The 14,551-nt window shown below is 66.5% G+C and carries 12 protein-coding genes; 1 reads left to right on the forward strand and 11 read right to left on the reverse strand.

Annotated features, from left to right (window positions below; translation table 11 throughout):
• Positions 1-4 precede the first annotated feature (4 nt).
• From pssA to F817_RS0107440, 11 genes are all read right to left on the reverse strand, one after another.
• On the reverse strand, positions 5-829 hold the full coding sequence (pssA, locus tag F817_RS0107390) for a CDP-diacylglycerol--serine O-phosphatidyltransferase (protein ID WP_024327046.1): 825 nt from the start codon (positions 827-829) through the stop codon (positions 5-7).
• Positions 826-1,500 carry a phosphatidylserine decarboxylase gene (locus F817_RS0107395; protein WP_024327047.1) on the reverse strand — a complete coding sequence of 225 codons (675 nt, stop codon included), beginning with the start codon at positions 1,498-1,500 and terminating at the stop codon, positions 826-828. The genes pssA and F817_RS0107395 overlap by 4 nt, the downstream gene beginning before the upstream one ends.
• A gap of 61 nt (positions 1,501-1,561) precedes the next feature.
• On the reverse strand, positions 1,562-2,578 hold the full coding sequence (gene ilvC, locus F817_RS0107400; RefSeq protein ID WP_024327048.1) for a ketol-acid reductoisomerase: 1,017 nt from the start codon (positions 2,576-2,578) through the stop codon (positions 1,562-1,564).
• 67 nt (positions 2,579-2,645) lie between these two features.
• Positions 2,646-3,140: an acetolactate synthase small subunit gene (ilvN, locus tag F817_RS0107405; protein ID WP_024327049.1), complete on the reverse strand. Its 495-nt coding sequence runs from the start codon at positions 3,138-3,140 to the stop codon at positions 2,646-2,648.
• Between the two features lie 22 nt (positions 3,141-3,162).
• Positions 3,163-4,881 (reverse strand): biosynthetic-type acetolactate synthase large subunit, encoded by a 1,719-nt coding sequence (gene ilvB / locus F817_RS0107410; protein WP_024327050.1) that lies wholly within the window; start codon positions 4,879-4,881, stop codon positions 3,163-3,165.
• A gap of 164 nt (positions 4,882-5,045) precedes the next feature.
• Positions 5,046-6,635 (reverse strand): DNA mismatch repair protein MutS, encoded by a 1,590-nt coding sequence (locus tag F817_RS0107415; protein WP_024327051.1) that lies wholly within the window; start codon positions 6,633-6,635, stop codon positions 5,046-5,048.
• A 135-nt stretch (positions 6,636-6,770) separates the two neighbouring features.
• Positions 6,771-7,940 carry an aldo/keto reductase gene (locus F817_RS0107420; protein WP_024327052.1) on the reverse strand — a complete coding sequence of 390 codons (1,170 nt, stop codon included), beginning with the start codon at positions 7,938-7,940 and terminating at the stop codon, positions 6,771-6,773.
• A 263-nt stretch (positions 7,941-8,203) separates the two neighbouring features.
• Positions 8,204-9,097, reverse strand: coding sequence for a PEP-CTERM sorting domain-containing protein (locus F817_RS0107425; RefSeq protein WP_024327053.1), 894 nt, complete (start codon positions 9,095-9,097; stop codon positions 8,204-8,206).
• 267 nt (positions 9,098-9,364) lie between these two features.
• On the reverse strand, positions 9,365-10,582 hold the full coding sequence (locus tag F817_RS0107430) for an acetoin utilization protein AcuC (RefSeq protein WP_024327054.1): 1,218 nt from the start codon (positions 10,580-10,582) through the stop codon (positions 9,365-9,367).
• The gene (locus F817_RS0107435) at positions 10,579-13,134 is read right to left on the reverse strand and encodes a nitric oxide reductase activation protein NorD (protein WP_024327055.1); all 2,556 of its coding nucleotides are present in this window, start codon (positions 13,132-13,134) and stop codon (positions 10,579-10,581) included. Before F817_RS0107435 ends, F817_RS0107430 begins: the two co-directional genes overlap by 4 nt.
• Entirely contained in the window at positions 13,131-13,991 is an 861-nt protein-coding gene (locus tag F817_RS0107440; protein ID WP_024327056.1) for a CbbQ/NirQ/NorQ/GpvN family protein, read from the reverse strand. The genes F817_RS0107435 and F817_RS0107440 overlap by 4 nt, the downstream gene beginning before the upstream one ends.
• Positions 13,992-14,211: 220 nt before the next feature.
• On the opposite strand from F817_RS0107440, the gene F817_RS0107445 reads away from it, so the two are divergent.
• Positions 14,212-14,529 (forward strand): hypothetical protein, encoded by a 318-nt coding sequence (locus F817_RS0107445; RefSeq protein WP_024327057.1) that lies wholly within the window; start codon positions 14,212-14,214, stop codon positions 14,527-14,529.
• Positions 14,530-14,551 lie beyond the last annotated feature (22 nt).

Raw genomic sequence — 14,551 nt, forward strand, 5'->3', positions numbered from 1 at the left:
GTGGCTACTCCCCCGAGGGCGCCCGGCGACGATGCCGGCGCCAGCGCTCCAGTGTCAGCAACGGTCCGGACAGGGCATAGATGACGAAGGCCGCCAGCAGGACCTTGGGCGGATCCAGGGCCAGCAGCATCAGGGCCAGCACCACCCCGACAATCGCCAGGAAAGGCACCCGATGCTTGAAGTCCATATCCTTGAAACTGAAGTAGGTCAGGTTACTGACCATCGCCGCGCCCGAGAGCACGGTGACCACCAGGATACCAATCACATAGGGGTCGGCCAGCTCCGCCGGGATGCCCCAGTCCTCCAGCACCCAGACCATACCCACCAGGATCGCGGCGCTGGCCGGGCTCGGCAGGCCCTGGAAAAAGCGCTTGTCGCTGACCGCGAGGCGGCTGTTGAAACGCGCCAGGCGCAGGGCCGCGGCGGTGGCAAAGAAGAAGGCCGCGACCCAGCCAAAGTTGCCCAGGTCGTGCAGTTGCCAGAGATAGACAATCAGTGCCGGCGCGACGCCGAATGACACCAGGTCCGAGAGCGAGTCGTACTGCGCGCCGAACTCGCTCTGGGTGTCGGTCATGCGCGCGACGCGGCCGTCCAGGGTGTCCAGCACCATGGCCACGAAGATCGCGATGGCGGCGGTGATGTATTCGCCGTTGATCGCGGAGACGATGGCGAAGAACCCCGAGAACAACACCCCTGTGGTGAACAGGTTGGGCAGCAGGTACACGCCGCGCCGGCGCCTGCGATGCGGCGGCTGGTCGTCGGCGACGGTATCCTCGCCCTCGATGTAGTCCGGCTCCACCGGCCGGTCCCCTTCGTCCCCAGCGCTCATCGCAGCATCTCCACGCTCCCCTCGCCGTCCACGGTGGCTTCGGACTCCGGGAGCCCGCCCAGCAGGGCGGAACCACCCAGCACCCGCTGGCCCGGCTCGACCATCACCTGCGAACCGGCCGGCAGCCACACCTCGAAGGTACCACCAAAGCCGGCGAACCCCATGCGCTTGCCGCGTCCGAGACGGTTGCCCGGGACGTTGTTCTGCATGCGGATCATGCGCGGCCAGTGATCGACACTGAGCGACAGCGTCAGCCGCGTGCCCTCGTCGGTCTCCAGCGCATAGGCCAGGCGGCCCTCGAGCTGGGCGTCCGGCGGCTCATCGGTCTCCTTGCCGGGCCAGACCCGCTCGCGGATCTCGGCCTCCTGCGGGGCATGCACGTTGTACTCGCCCAGCCGCCGCTGACGCAGGCGGATGCAGATCGCCGGCTTGTTCGTGAAGGGATCCCGCGTGTCGGTAATCGCCTCGATGGTGCCATCGGCCGGGGCGATTACACCCAGGGCGGGTGCCGGAGCCTTGCGCCGAAGATCGCGGAACAGCGCCATGAGCGACACGGTGACGATCACCATGAACAGGCCCAGCTCCGCCTCCCCGACCAGCAAGGTGATGACCGCCATCCAGGCAGCGATAATCACGAACAGACGGCCTTCGGGGGCTAACGGAAACAGCATCGCACGCTCGGCGGGGAATAAGGGCCGTGGCGGACGGGATCGCCCGCCACGAGGAGTCGGATCAGTTGCGGGACTTATCGACCAGCTGGTTGGCCTTGATCCACGGCATCATGGAGCGCAGGCGTTCGCCGACCTGCTCGATCTCGTGGGCGGCGTTCAGGCGACGGTTGGCGGTCATCGACGGATAGTTCATCGCGCCTTCCAGGATGAACTGCTTGGCGTATTCGCCGTTCTGGATGTTGCGCAGCGCCTCGCGCATGGCCCAGCGCGACTCTTCGTTGATCACCTTCGGGCCGGTCACGTACTCGCCGTACTCGGCATTGTTGGAGATCGAGTAGTTCATGTTGGCGATGCCGCCCTCGTACATGAGATCCACGATCAGCTTGAGCTCGTGCAGGCACTCGAAGTAGGCCATCTCCGGGGCGTAGCCGGCCTCGGTCAGGGTCTCGAAGCCAGCCTTGACCAGCTCCACGGCCCCGCCGCAGAGCACGGCCTGCTCGCCGAACAGGTCGGTTTCGGTCTCGTCCTTGAAGGTCGTCTCGATGATGCCGGTGCGCCCGCCACCGATCGCCGACGCGTAGGACATGGCGATGTCGCGGGCCTTGCCGGAGGCGTCCTGCTGGATCGCGATCAGGTCGGGGATGCCGCCGCCGCGCACGAACTCGGAGCGCACGGTGTGGCCCGGGGCCTTGGGCGCGATCATGATCACGTCCAGGTCCTGGCGCGGCTCGATCTGGTTGTAGTGGATCGCGAAGCCATGGGCGAAGGCCAGGGTCGCGCCCTGCTTCAGGTTCGGTTCCAGCACGTCGCGGTACAGGGCGGCCTGGTATTCGTCCGGGGCCAGCACCATGATCAGGTCGGCGCCGGCGGTCGCGGCGTCGACATCGGCGACCTTGAGGCCGGCCTCTTCGGCCTTCGCGCGGGAGCCGGAGCCCTCGCGCAGACCCACGGTCACGTCCACGCCGGAATCCTTCAGGTTGTTCGCATGGGCGTGGCCCTGCGAGCCGTAGCCGATGATGGCCACCTTCATGCCCTTGATGATGGAGAGATCGGCGTCTTTGTCGTAATAGAGATTCATCGCAATTTCCTTGATATCGGGCAAACAAACGGGTTCGCCCCCGGAAACCGGGGCCGGACCCGGGAATTCAGATTTGCAGGCTGACCTCGCCCCGGGCGATGCCCATCACGCCGGAGCGCACGACCTCCAGCACCGGGAACGGCTGCAATGCCTCGAGGAAGGCATCCAGCTTGGAACCCTCGCCGGTGATTTCGATCACGTAGGTGTCGTGGGTCACGTCGATGATCCGGCCGCGGAAGATATCGGCCAGGCGCTTGGCCTCCTCGCGGTCGGCGGCCTCCGGCACGCGCACCTTGACCAGGGCCATCTCGCGCTCGATGTGCGGATAGGCGGTCATGTCGAGCAGCTTGATCACGTCGATCAGCTTGTTCAGCTGCTTGGTGATCTGCTCGACGATCTCGTCGGAACCGCTGGTGACGATGGTCATGCGCGACAGCGACGGGTCGTCGGTGGGCGCGACGGTCAGCGACTCGATGTTGTAGCCACGCGCGGAGAACAGCCCGGCCACCCGCGAGAGGGCACCGGCTTCGTTTTCCAGCAGGACACTGATGATATGACGCATACGGCTCTTCCCTGTACCCGGCTCAGACCAGGATCATTTCGTTCTGGCCGGCACCGGCCGGGATCATCGGATAGACGTTCTCGGACTGGTCGGTGATGAAGTCCAGGAAGACCAGGCGCTCCTTCTGCGCCAGGGCCTCCTTGATCGCACCCTCGACGTCCCCGGGCTGGGTAACCTGGATACCGACGTGGCCATAGGCCTCGGCCAGCTTCACGAAGTCCGGCAGGGCGTCCATGTAGGACATGGCGTAGCGGCCCTGATAGAAGAACTCCTGCCACTGCCGGACCATGCCCAGGTAGCGGTTGTTCAGGTTCAGGATCTTCAGCGGCAGCTGGTACTGAAAGCAGGTGGACAGCTCCTGGATGCACATCTGGATGCTGGCCTCGCCGGTGATGCAGCCCACTGTCGCGTCCGGATGCGCGAACTGCACGCCCATCGCGAACGGCAGACCCACACCCATCGTGCCCAGGCCGCCGGAGTTGATCCAGCGATTGGGCTTGTCGAAGCGATAGAACTGCGCCGCCCACATCTGGTGCTGACCGACATCGGAGGTCACGTAGGCATCGCCCTCGGTCAACTCCCAGAACTTCTGCACCACGTACTGCGGCTTGATCAGCTCGGAGGTCTGGTCGTATTTCAGGCAATCCTGCGCCTGCCATTCCTCGATCTGCTTCCACCAGGTGGCCAGGGCCTCGGCGTCCGGCTTGCCGCCGTTCTCGTTGAGCCCCTTGATCAGCTCGCGCAGTACCGGCTCCACCTCGCCGACGATCGGCACGTCAACCTTCACGTTCTTGGAGATGGAGGACGGGTCGACATCCACGTGCACGATCTTCGCATGCGGGCAGAATTTCTCGATGTTGCCGGTCACGCGGTCGTCGAAGCGCGCGCCGATGGCGATCAGGACGTCCGCGTGGTGCATGGCCATGTTGGCCTCATAGGTGCCGTGCATGCCCAGCATGCCGAGGTACTGCTTGTCCGACGCCGGATAGCCGCCCAGCCCCATCAGGGTGTTGGTGATCGGATAGCCCAGCTTGCGCGTGAACTCGGTCAGCGCCTCGGAGCCCCGCCCCAGGATCACGCCGCCACCGGTGTAGATCATCGGCTGCTTCGCCGACAGGATCAGGTCCACCGCCTTGCGGATCTGCCCGGTATGCCCCTTCGTGGTCGGGTTGTAGGAGCGCATGTGGATGCTCTCCGGGTACTCGAACTCGCAGCTGTCGGCGGTCACGTCCTTCGGGATGTCCACCACCACCGGGCCGGGGCGGCCGGTGGTCGCCACGTAGAAGGCCTTCTTGATCGTGGTCGCCAGATCCTTCACGTCCTTGACCAGGAAGTTGTGCTTCACGCAGGGGCGCGTGATCCCCACGGTATCCACTTCCTGGAAGGCGTCGTTGCCGATCAGGCTGGTCGGCACCTGGCCGGTGAACACCACCAGCGGCACCGAATCCATGTAGGCGTCGGCAATGCCCGTGATCGCGTTGGTCGCGCCGGGGCCGGAAGTCACCAGCGCCACGCCGGGCTTGTCGGAGGATTTCGCGTAGCCCTCGGCGGCGTGCACCGCGCCCTGCTCGTGACGGACCAGTACGTGGGAGACCTTGTCCTGCCGGTACAGCGCATCATAGATGTGCAGTACCGCGCCGCCGGGGTAGCCGAATACGACGTCGACACCCTCGGCCTGCAGGCTGCGGCAGAAGATTTCGGCGCCGGTGATGGCGGTGGAGGAACTTGCGGTCTCGGACATGATGGTCGACTTCCTTACCGGGGGCTTGTGCACGATCGTCAGGCGATCACGCACCACGAATCAAAATAGCCCACCATCCTAATATGAAATCGCCCCCATTTCACGCCATGACGCGCGGAATCGGTGCGATTCGCACGCCCGGATGGGGCAACAGCAATGGGCTGCTAGGTCGAGTCGGCGTCGGCCCCGGCCTGCGCGGTGGGCAGCTCGGCGAAGTGCTCGCGGGCCCGCGCCACCAGCTGCGGCGGCAGGCCGTTCTTCTCGGCGATGGTGAGGCCGAAGGAGACCCCTGGCTCCCCGATCAGTAACCGGTAGGTGGGCGACAGGGTCTCGGCGTCGAACTGCATCGAGGCGTTGACGATACCCGCATGCTGCGCCGCGTAGTCCTTCAGCGGTGCCAGATGGGTATTCACGATCCCGCGCGTGCCGCGCGCGCGCAGCTCGTCGAGCATCGCCATCGCCAGGGCGGCGCCCTCGTCCGGGTCGGTCCCCGTGCCCAGTTCATCCAACAGGATCAGGCTCTCGGGGCCGGCGTTGTCGAGGATGCGTTTGAGGACCTCGACGTGCCCGGCAAAGGTCGACAGGTGGTGGAACAGGCTCTGGTTGTCGCCCACGTCCACCATCACCTGGTCGAAACGCCCGATGCGGCAATCCTGCTCGGCCGGGATATGCAGCCCGCACCAGGCCATGGTAACCAGCAGGCCCAGGGTCTTCAGCGCGACCGTCTTGCCGCCGGTGTTCGGGCCGGTAATCAGCAACAGCGGCTGCCCGCCGTCCAGCCGGATCGACAGCGGCACCGGCTGCGGGCCACTGCCTTCGGCGAACTGCAACAGCAGCAGCGGGTGGTAGGCCTCGATCAACTCCACGCCGGCCTCCGCCTCCAGCGTCGGGGCATGGGCATTCATCTGTGCCGAAAGCTGCGCGGCGGCCGAGGCCAAGTCGATCCAGGTCAGCGCGGTCAGCATCAGCTCCAGCGGCTCGCCATACTGGCGCACCACATCGGTCAACTCGCGCAACAGGCGCTGCTGCTCGGTATTGATCTGGTTATTGACCGTATCCAGCTGGTTGTTCAGCGGCACCGCCTCGATCGGCTCCACGATCTGGTCGCGCCCCCCCATCGCGGTGCCCCGGCGCACACCCTTGACCGCGCCGGCCGCATCGCCGCGCAGCACCATCACCGCGCGCTCCTGGTGCCACTGCACCTTCAGCGCATCCTCGCCCTTCTGTGCGAGATCGGAGTCCGCCAGGCGCTTTTTCACCACCGCCTCGACCTCGTCGCGCAGCCGCCCGCGCTGTGCGAAGGCCTCGACCAGCGCGGCGCTGGCATCCTCGCGCAACGACCCGCCGGGGTTCAGGCAGGCGGCCAGGCGTTCTTCCAGTGCCTCGGGGGGATACAGCTTGTTCAGGTCCGCCGGGTAGATCTCCGGGGTATCGGCAAGCTGGTCCGCCAGCTCGCGGGCATGGCGCATGATGGTCTGCAGGTTGTGCAGCGCCTGCACCGGCAGCGCCGCGCCGGGGTTGGCCGCCTGGCGCAGCGCCGCGCGCACGTCCGGCAACTGCCCCAGCCGCGGCAGCGTGCCGGCATCCAGGCGCTGGCGCGCGACGGTCACCGCCTTCTGCAGCGCGCGCGCGGCATCCAGGTTCGGCGCGGGCTCGAGCCCGCGCGCGGCATCCGCGCCGTAGGGCGTGGCGGTCAGGCGTTCCAGCAGGCGCTGGATCGCGGGGAACTCGAGGGCCTTCAGATCAACCTGCATGACATACCCTTGTGTATGAAATCTCCACCACCGCAGAGGCTCCGGAACCCTTGTAGGCGCCGGCTTGCCGGCGAAGCCCCTGCCAAAGTCGGACGCGGGCAGGGGCTTCGCGTGCAAGCACGCTCCTACAAGGCGTTATTCCTCCTCCGCCTTCTTGAACATGCCGAGATAGGCCTTCTTGTCCATCATCGGCTCGCGCATCACCGCCAGCATGTCGTCCAGGTGCTCCGGCGTGCTCATGCCGACCAGCGAGGTACCCAGCCCCGGCGTGGAGCGGTTGAACTGCAACGCGCGCTGCGCCGGGTTGGGCAGGCTCGCCAGTTGCTGCTCGACTACCTCCACCGACTGCTTCGCCAGATGCCCCTTCAGCATGGAATGCGAGGCGATCATGTACACCTCCAGCTGGTGCGCGGCCTGCAGCGGGCTGGCCACATTGCCCTGCCCGGTCGCGGTGTTGAAGCGGGTAAAACCCTCCAGCATCACCTGGTTGAATGGCAGCATGGCGATCTTGAAGTGATGCCGCGCATGGTCGTCGCCGGTCACCGTCTGCGCGGCGCGTTCGGCCAGGCCCTGCATGGAGGTGAGCGACTGGAACACCGCCGCGTCGGTCTCCTCGCGGAAGCCCTCGAAGGTGGAGATGCCGTAGGTCCGGATCTTCTTTTCGCGCGCCGCCCGCTCCAGCATCTCGAACACCGGTTCCAGCTTGCGGTTGGTCGGCTCCTTGCCGATCTCATGGATATGCACCTCGGGCTGGTCAATGATGAAGGCATCCAGCGTCTCCACCCCCATCAGCGAGCGCGACAACTCCATCTGGTAGTGGATGTACTCCGGCGTCAGCAGGTGTGCGCCCTTGGCCAGATCGTCCTTCGTGCCCATGCCCTGGGCCTCGATCTCGCGCTGGAACCAGGCCTCCATGTCCTCCGGTGGCCCGCCGCGCAGGGTCAGGAACCCGCCCTTGGAGATCAGGAACATCGCCTCGCGCGGGACCCCGGCCTCCAGCGCTGTGCGCACGCCCGCGCCCACCGCGGCCAGCGACCGGCCGTAGCGATAGTGCGCGCCGGTATCCACCACGTTGACGCCCTCGGCCAGGCCACGCGCAACGATAGCGGAGATCTGCGCGTCGACCTCCGCGTTGGCTGCTCCGCCAAAGGTGCCGATCCCCAGGCTCGACAGACGCATCTTCGCGCGCGAGAACTCGCTGTAGTGCCCCTCGGCGGCCTTGCCCTCCGACACGAACTGCTCCGCATAGCGGCGCGTCGCCTTGGCGTTGGCGTATCCGGGTATCAGTTTCTGCACGGGCTCCATGCGTCTCCTCGTTCAGTCGCGGGTCGAACGTGCCGGGTCCGTTGCCCCGGGAAGCTTGCGAATGCTACGTCAGCGGACGGGATTTGCGAAAACCCGTAACGCGAGCGGGCAACTAGGGAAACACTGATCCATGTACACACTCGCGTTGGCACCCCTGGTTCCCGGGCGGCGGGACAACCAAACGTAAAGCGCCGCGCCCCGGCGGATACCGGGGCGCGGCGCTTTGGCGCCCGCAGGCGGACGGAGCAAAAAGGTGGCGGGGACTACCGGACCAGGGCCTGACGCCGCGTGCGGCGGAAGGCGATCAGCACCACCAGACCGATCCCCAGCAGCCAGAGCGAGCCCGGCAGCGGAACCTGAACGGTCGTCGTGGTGAACCGGCCGCTCAGGTAGAGTTCCTCGAAGCCGTTGTTCAGGTCATCCATGAAGAAATCGATCCCGAACAGGTAGCCCGCTCCGGAAAACTGGCTGAGGTCCATGGTCGGGGCAAACACGATGTAGTCGAGCTTGCCACTGCCCTTGTTGGCATCCGCCTCGTACACCTCGCCCGACTCGCCAACGACTTCCACCTCGCCGGGCGAAAGCACCGGGCCGCCATTGCCGTCGTCAAAGATCCAGCGGGCCACGCGTTCCCCCGTGACGGGGTCGTAGATGTAGACCTCGGCCTGGACCCACAGATCGGGGGCTCGCCCTTGCTGGTTGTGATCGAAGATGAAGGTGGGAATCGTGGCCCCCGGGTTGATCGCATCCAGGTACGCCAGCAGGTTGTCCACCAGTACGGGCCCGTTGGCCTGCGTACCCATGCCCCAGACGCCGGTGAAATCCGACGCGCCACCCCCCGGGAACGGCATGGGGTCCTCGAAGTCGAAGCTGCCTCCCGGCCCGGTGCCCAGGTTGTCCGCGCCGCCGGCCCCGGTCCCCACGATCACGTCCAGCGTCCCGGTGCCCTGCCCGGTATAGTCGGCCTGGGACAGGAAGCCCCACTGGTTCAGCAGGGACCCGGAATAGGAATAGAAGTCGTTGTACTGAAGCGCGACCGGGATCCCGTCGTAAGTCTCGTCAACATCCGGAAGCTCGATGATCGCCGCGTTCGCGACCGACCCCGCAAGCATCAAACCCGCCAGTACCGCTATTGGACTTCCCCATCCCTTGCGCATCACTCACCTCCCGATCCCGGCCTCTCGGCCACACTGGGCGTCTTTCGCCCTCTTGAACTCCTTTCAAGCAAGACCTGCGCCAAAGCCGGAAAGGCCTTGGTTTCGCGGGATATTTGGATGGGCCATTTCACAACCGGTGGGCGACATGTAAAGAATTCCGACGATAGGCCGCGTAACCGCGCCCATTCGCGCAGGAAATCTTTACATGCGTTCAGGGCTGATGCCGGCCGCAGGCCGGGCACCATCGGGCGAAGGTCCGACCAGCGGCTAGCCGCGCAACAACGGATGGGTCCGGAACAGCCGCTCCAGGCGTTCCTCGAGTTCCGGGCGCACGGGCCCCGAGCGGTCGGCGTCGAGGCGGGAGGCGAACAGGTTGTCGTACCAGTCCTCTTCCTCGTCCATGTCCCAGTCGACTTCGCGCAGCAGGGCCTGGCCGGCCGCGGGGATCCCGGCGGGGAGTTCGCGACCGGTCAGCAGGGCCCAGACGCCGGTCCAGCAGCGGGCGAGCGCGAGGGGGTGATAGCCGCCACCGCCGAGGACCAGCAGCTTCGGCGTGCCATCCGCATGGCGCGGGCTGGTCTCGATCACGTCGTCGATGCAGGCGAGGAAGCACTGGGTGGAGATGCCGAACTTGCCGAGCGGATCCGGCAGCAGGGCATCCGTGCCGGCCTGGACGACGATCACGTCCGGCCGCCAGCGATCAAGCACCGCGTCCCAGACCCGGGTGAAGGCGGCGCGGAATTCGCTGTCGTTGGTCTCCTTCGGCAGCGGGACATTCACGGCGTTGCCGAGCGGACCCGTGTCCTCGATGCGGCCGCCCTCGAAGGGGTAGCCGTATTCGGTGTCCATGTGCAGGGAGACGGTGAGGACATCCGGGTCATCGATGAACGCGGCCTCGACGCCGTCGCCATGGTGGGCATCGATGTCGAGATAGAGCACACGCTGACCGGCCTGGCGCAGGCGCAGGATCGCGAGCGCGGGGTCGTTGAAGTAGCAGAATCCGCGGGCCTGGTCGGGGGCGGCGTGGTGCATGCCGCCGGCCGGGTTGAAGGCCATCTGCCCGCCCAGCACGACCTCGGCGCCCTGGATGGAGCCGAAGGTGGCAGTGGCCGGGGTGGCGAAGAAGCCGGCGAAGAACGGGTTTTCGAAGTTGCCGATGTTGTGGCGGTCGCGGTAGCGCTGGAAGACCTTGCCCAGCGCCTCGGCGCGCTGCATCGCGGAGACATACTCGCGGGTGTGGAACCATTCGAGCTCGGCCGGCTGCGCACGGCGCGTGACGGCCATCTCCCCGGGGGTGATCGCGTCATAGGCCTCGATCAGGTCAATGGTCAACGAGACGCGCGGGATACCCAGTGGGTGATTGTCACCGTAGCTGTGCCCGCGATAGCGCGGCGCATGCAGCAGGGTCGCGTGGCGCCGGGCCGGAGCGCACTCCGACCCCGGGGCCGTGGCGTCCTGATCGATGGCTTCGGGGGTGGCATTCACTGGCGCAGCCTCAGGTAGATCTCGGGCAGACGGCGCGGCAGCTCGTCCACGTGGTCGATGATGGTGTAGTGCCCGGGGCCGAAGATGGCCGGCAGGTACTCGGAGCCGGACGGGTCCAGGGTGATGCAGAAGGGGTGAATACCGGCATCCACCGCCTCCTTCATCGCCATGCGCGTGTCCTCGTGCAGGTAGCGCTGGTCGCCGCCGTCGTCATAGTCGGCCGGACGGCCGTCGGACAGGATCAGCAACAGGCGGCGCTGGCTGGAGTTGCGCCTGAACGCCTCCAGCGAATGGCGGATCCCCGCGCCCATGCGCGAAGCCAGGCGCCCGGACACCCCGGCGATGCGCCCGCGCACGGTGTCGTTGAGATCCTCGTTGAAGTCCTTCAGCCAGTAGTAGTTGACCTGGTCGCGCTGCTTGGAGGCGAAGCCGGCGATCGCGTAGGGATCGCCGACCTTCTCGATGGCCTCGGCGAACAGCATCATCCCCTCGCGCACGCGGTCGACAATCTTGCCCTGCCCGCCCGGGTGACGCGCCATGATGGAGGTGGACATGTCCGCCAGCATCAGCACCGAGGTGTCGCGGTGCTGCACCGCCCGGCGGCGGTAGATGAAGGCCTTGGGCGAGAGCCCGGCCTTCTTGTCGGCGATGTAGTCGATCACCGCCTCGGTATCCAGTTCGTCACCGTCCAGCTGCTTGCGCTGCGGCGCCAGGCGCATCGGACGCTGCATCTCCAGACCGCGGGTCAGGCGCTTCAGGGTATCGGCATTCTCGGACAGGATGGTCGCGGCCCGCTCCGGATCCTCGTCATCGAACACGCGCTCGTAGAGGTTCACCCACTCGGAGATGTAGCGCTGCTCGCGGTAGTCCCATTCGGGATACGGGATCCCGTCCTTCTTTGGGGTGTAGGGTGCGGCGCGCTTGGCCACCTGGGCCGGCTGCGGAATGCCGGTGCCGATGCGCCCGCCGGTGCCGGAGGTCTCCTGCTGCGGGGTCTGGATATCCGCGTCCGGGTCCTTCTGTGCCTGCTCCGGGGCCTGCTGCGGCTGTTCTTCCTGCTTTTGGTGTTCGAGCTTGTGCTCGTCGTGCGCCTCGTGGTCGCGGAAGTCGGCCAGGCTGCCGTCGCGCTTTCTCTGCGGGTAGACCGGCAGCGACTGGTTCAGCGACAGCCCCGGCAGATAGGCCTCGGCACGCTCCTCGATCGTGATCTCCGGGAAGGCATCGTCGGCGAACAGTTCCTCGCCCACGGACCACGCAGTGACGATATCGGCGTCCGGCTCCAGCATCCGCGCCAGGCGCGGGTCCTGGGGTTCGCCGCGCAGCAGGGCCTCGTGGGCGCGCAGGGCGAAGTCGTAGTAGATGCCGGCCGCACCCTCCGGACGCTCGTGGGCCCGGGCAAGCTCCACCAGGCGCGACAGGAAATTCGGGATGCGCGGGGCCAGGCGCGCGTTTACGCGGAGATCCTCGGCCAGGTCGAACAGCACCTGGAAGCTGAACATGCGCGCCTCGAATTGAGCGAACAACGGGCGCCAGGTGATGCGCGACTTGTCGTCCAGCGGGGGATGTTCGGCGCCGGCGCGCTCGAACAGCCGCTCGACGTCGGGTTGCGCGTAGGTATCAAAGGCTAGATGCGCGGCCGCGTGCTGGGTGGCGACGATCGCCTCCTCGCGCGAATCCATCACCGCCGGCATGAACAGGCGGCGCCCGTCGGTCTCGAGCATCGGGCGACCCTCGCCCGGCTTCCAGCTGGAATCGGCCAGCGGGATGTCGGCATCCAGCCAGGCCATCAGCACCAGGCGCAGGAAGCGCCCGTTCATGCGCGGGCGAAAGCCCGGCAGTGCCTCCAGCAGGAGCTTCAGGCTCTCGTCGCTCTCCAGGCGGAAATAGGCCTCGCCACGCGAACGCCCGGCCTTCAGCAGGTCCGCCCCACGCCGCGCCCAGGAAAGCAGCCCCGCGTCACCGACCAGGTTGCGGGCGATCGGGGCGCCCTCAAGGTAGGCGTCCAGGGTCAGGCCGCGTTCGTCGAACAGCGTCTCGGCCGGTTCGATCAGCGCGCGCAGGCCCTCGATGCCGCGCCCGCCGGAGAGCTTCTCGAAGTCGGTCTCGAAATAGGCCCGGGCATCCGGAAGGCTGCGCGCGCACCAGCGCAGGCCGATCTCGGCCCATTCGCGCTCGCCGGCCTCGCCCCACGCCGCATACACCCGGTCAGCCTGGGCCATGAAGCCTTCCAGGGCGTAGTTGGAGTTCACCCACTCCTGGAAGCGCGCGGCCTGCTCCAGCCACAGCTCCACCGTCTGCATGTGTTCGGCAAGCCGGGCCGAATGGCGCATGAAGCTCTTGCCGGACTCGCGGTCATGGAAGAACAGGTCCCGCGCGGTCTCGATCCAGCGCCGCGCGACGGTGGCGCCGAACGGACGGATCGCCGGCAGGGCCTCCTTCGTATCGCGGTGCGCGACGAAGCTGATGTCCTCCAGGTGCTGGAGGATCTCCTCGATCTCGACGAGTTCTTCTGCCTCCGGTTTCGCGCCGTCGTTGGTCGCGGGGTCGCTCACGCCGCTTGGGACTCGGGGAAGTGGGCGTCGAAGATCTCTTCCAGCGCCTGGATCAGCTCGGGGTCGTCGGTGATCGGGGCGATCATCGCGGCGCGGCAGGCCACCCGCGGGCTCAAGCCCGCCTGCATCAACTCGCCGGCGTAGGCCAGCGCACGGGTGGAGGTGGCCTCTTCCAGGCCGTGATCCTTCAGGGCGCGCGCCTTGCGCCCGGCGGCCACCAGCTTCTCCACGCGATCGGCGTCCAGACCGCCGGATTCCTTGGCAACGATCTCGCGTTCGACGTCCTCCGCCGGGTAGTCGAAGTGGATGCCGACGAAGCGCTGCTTGGTGGAGGGCTTCAGATCCTTCAGTACGGTCTGGTAACCCGGGTTGTAGGAGATCACCAGCATGAAGTCTTCGTGCGCGTCGATGATCTGCGACTTCTTGTCCAGCGGGAGCTGGCGGCGGTGGTCGGTCAGCGGGTGGATGACCACGGTGGTGTCGGTGCGCGCCTCGACGATCTCGTCGAGGTAGCAGATCGCACCCTCCTTGACCGAACGCGTCAACGGGCCGTCCTGCCAGACGGTCTCCTCGCCTTCCAGCAGGAAGCGGCCGACCAGGTCGGAGCTGGTCAGGTCCTCGTGGCAGGACACGGTCACCAGCGGCTGGCCAATGGTGTGGGCCACATGCTCCAGGAACCGGGTCTTGCCGCAGCCCGTCGGCCCCTTGAGCATCACCGGCAGGCGCTTGGAGTAGGCGGCCTGAAAGATCTCGATCTCGTCGCCCTGGGGCTTGTAGAACGGGGCGTCGCCCGCGTCCCCTGGCTTTTCGATGACGTCGCGTTCCACACCGCGGATGCGGTTGATCAGGTTCTTCATGGGATCTCCGGGCAGGGACTGGTGTATGCGCGGGTGTAGCGTTACCCTCCAGCGCGCTGGGCGGGCGGCCAATCGTGTTCGCGCAGGCTTTGTTGTATCATTTGCTGTTTATATTCTATCGAACCTGCGCACTTGCATGAACCAAATGCCCCACCACTGCGGGGTTGGGCTTGCGAAGGCGCCCGTCACTCGGATTCAGCGCTTCAATAGAGGACCCGGTATGAAACTTGTCAAGCTCGTCAAGCTGAACAACCTGCAGTACAACCCGAACCGCGACCCGGAGGTGTACCGCCGTCCGGTCAACGAGGAGTTCCGGGTTCAGGCCGTCCTGAACGGGTCCGGCACCGCCCAGTGCAAGTTCTCGGTGGAAGGCGAGACCCTGTGCGAGGGCAGCGTGTCCCTGCCGGGAACGTTCGACTGCAAGTTCAGCTATGACACCGCCGGCACCCGCATTGGTGACCTGGTGATCGAGGGCAACGGCGAGACCTTCCACGAGAAGATCCGCATCGACGTGCTGGAGCACGCCTGGATCGGCTGACCCCGCTTCGGTCGCGCGCCGC

This window comes from Thioalkalivibrio sp. AKL19 (genome assembly GCF_000420165.1).
Taxonomy (GTDB): domain Bacteria; phylum Pseudomonadota; class Gammaproteobacteria; order Ectothiorhodospirales; family Ectothiorhodospiraceae; genus Thioalkalivibrio.

Bases quoted from the DNA above. Each gene is read 5' to 3' on its own strand.
- ilvN (WP_024327049.1), bottom strand. From the start codon at position 3,140: ATGCGTCATATCATCAGTGTCCTGCTGGAAAACGAAGCCGGTGCCCTC.
- F817_RS0107440 (WP_024327056.1), bottom strand. From the start codon at position 13,991: ATGAAGAACCTGATCAACCGCATCCGCGGTGTGGAACGCGACGTCATC.
- ilvC (WP_024327048.1), bottom strand. From the start codon at position 2,578: ATGAATCTCTATTACGACAAAGACGCCGATCTCTCCATCATCAAGGGC.
- F817_RS0107425 (WP_024327053.1), bottom strand. From the start codon at position 9,097: ATGCGCAAGGGATGGGGAAGTCCAATAGCGGTACTGGCGGGTTTGATG.
- F817_RS0107395 (WP_024327047.1), bottom strand. From the start codon at position 1,500: ATGCTGTTTCCGTTAGCCCCCGAAGGCCGTCTGTTCGTGATTATCGCT.
- pssA (WP_024327046.1), bottom strand. From the start codon at position 829: ATGAGCGCTGGGGACGAAGGGGACCGGCCGGTGGAGCCGGACTACATC.
- F817_RS0107415 (WP_024327051.1), bottom strand. From the start codon at position 6,635: ATGCAGGTTGATCTGAAGGCCCTCGAGTTCCCCGCGATCCAGCGCCTG.
- F817_RS0107445 (WP_024327057.1), top strand. From the start codon at position 14,212: ATGAAACTTGTCAAGCTCGTCAAGCTGAACAACCTGCAGTACAACCCG.
- F817_RS0107420 (WP_024327052.1), bottom strand. From the start codon at position 7,940: ATGGAGCCCGTGCAGAAACTGATACCCGGATACGCCAACGCCAAGGCG.
- ilvB (WP_024327050.1), bottom strand. From the start codon at position 4,881: ATGTCCGAGACCGCAAGTTCCTCCACCGCCATCACCGGCGCCGAAATC.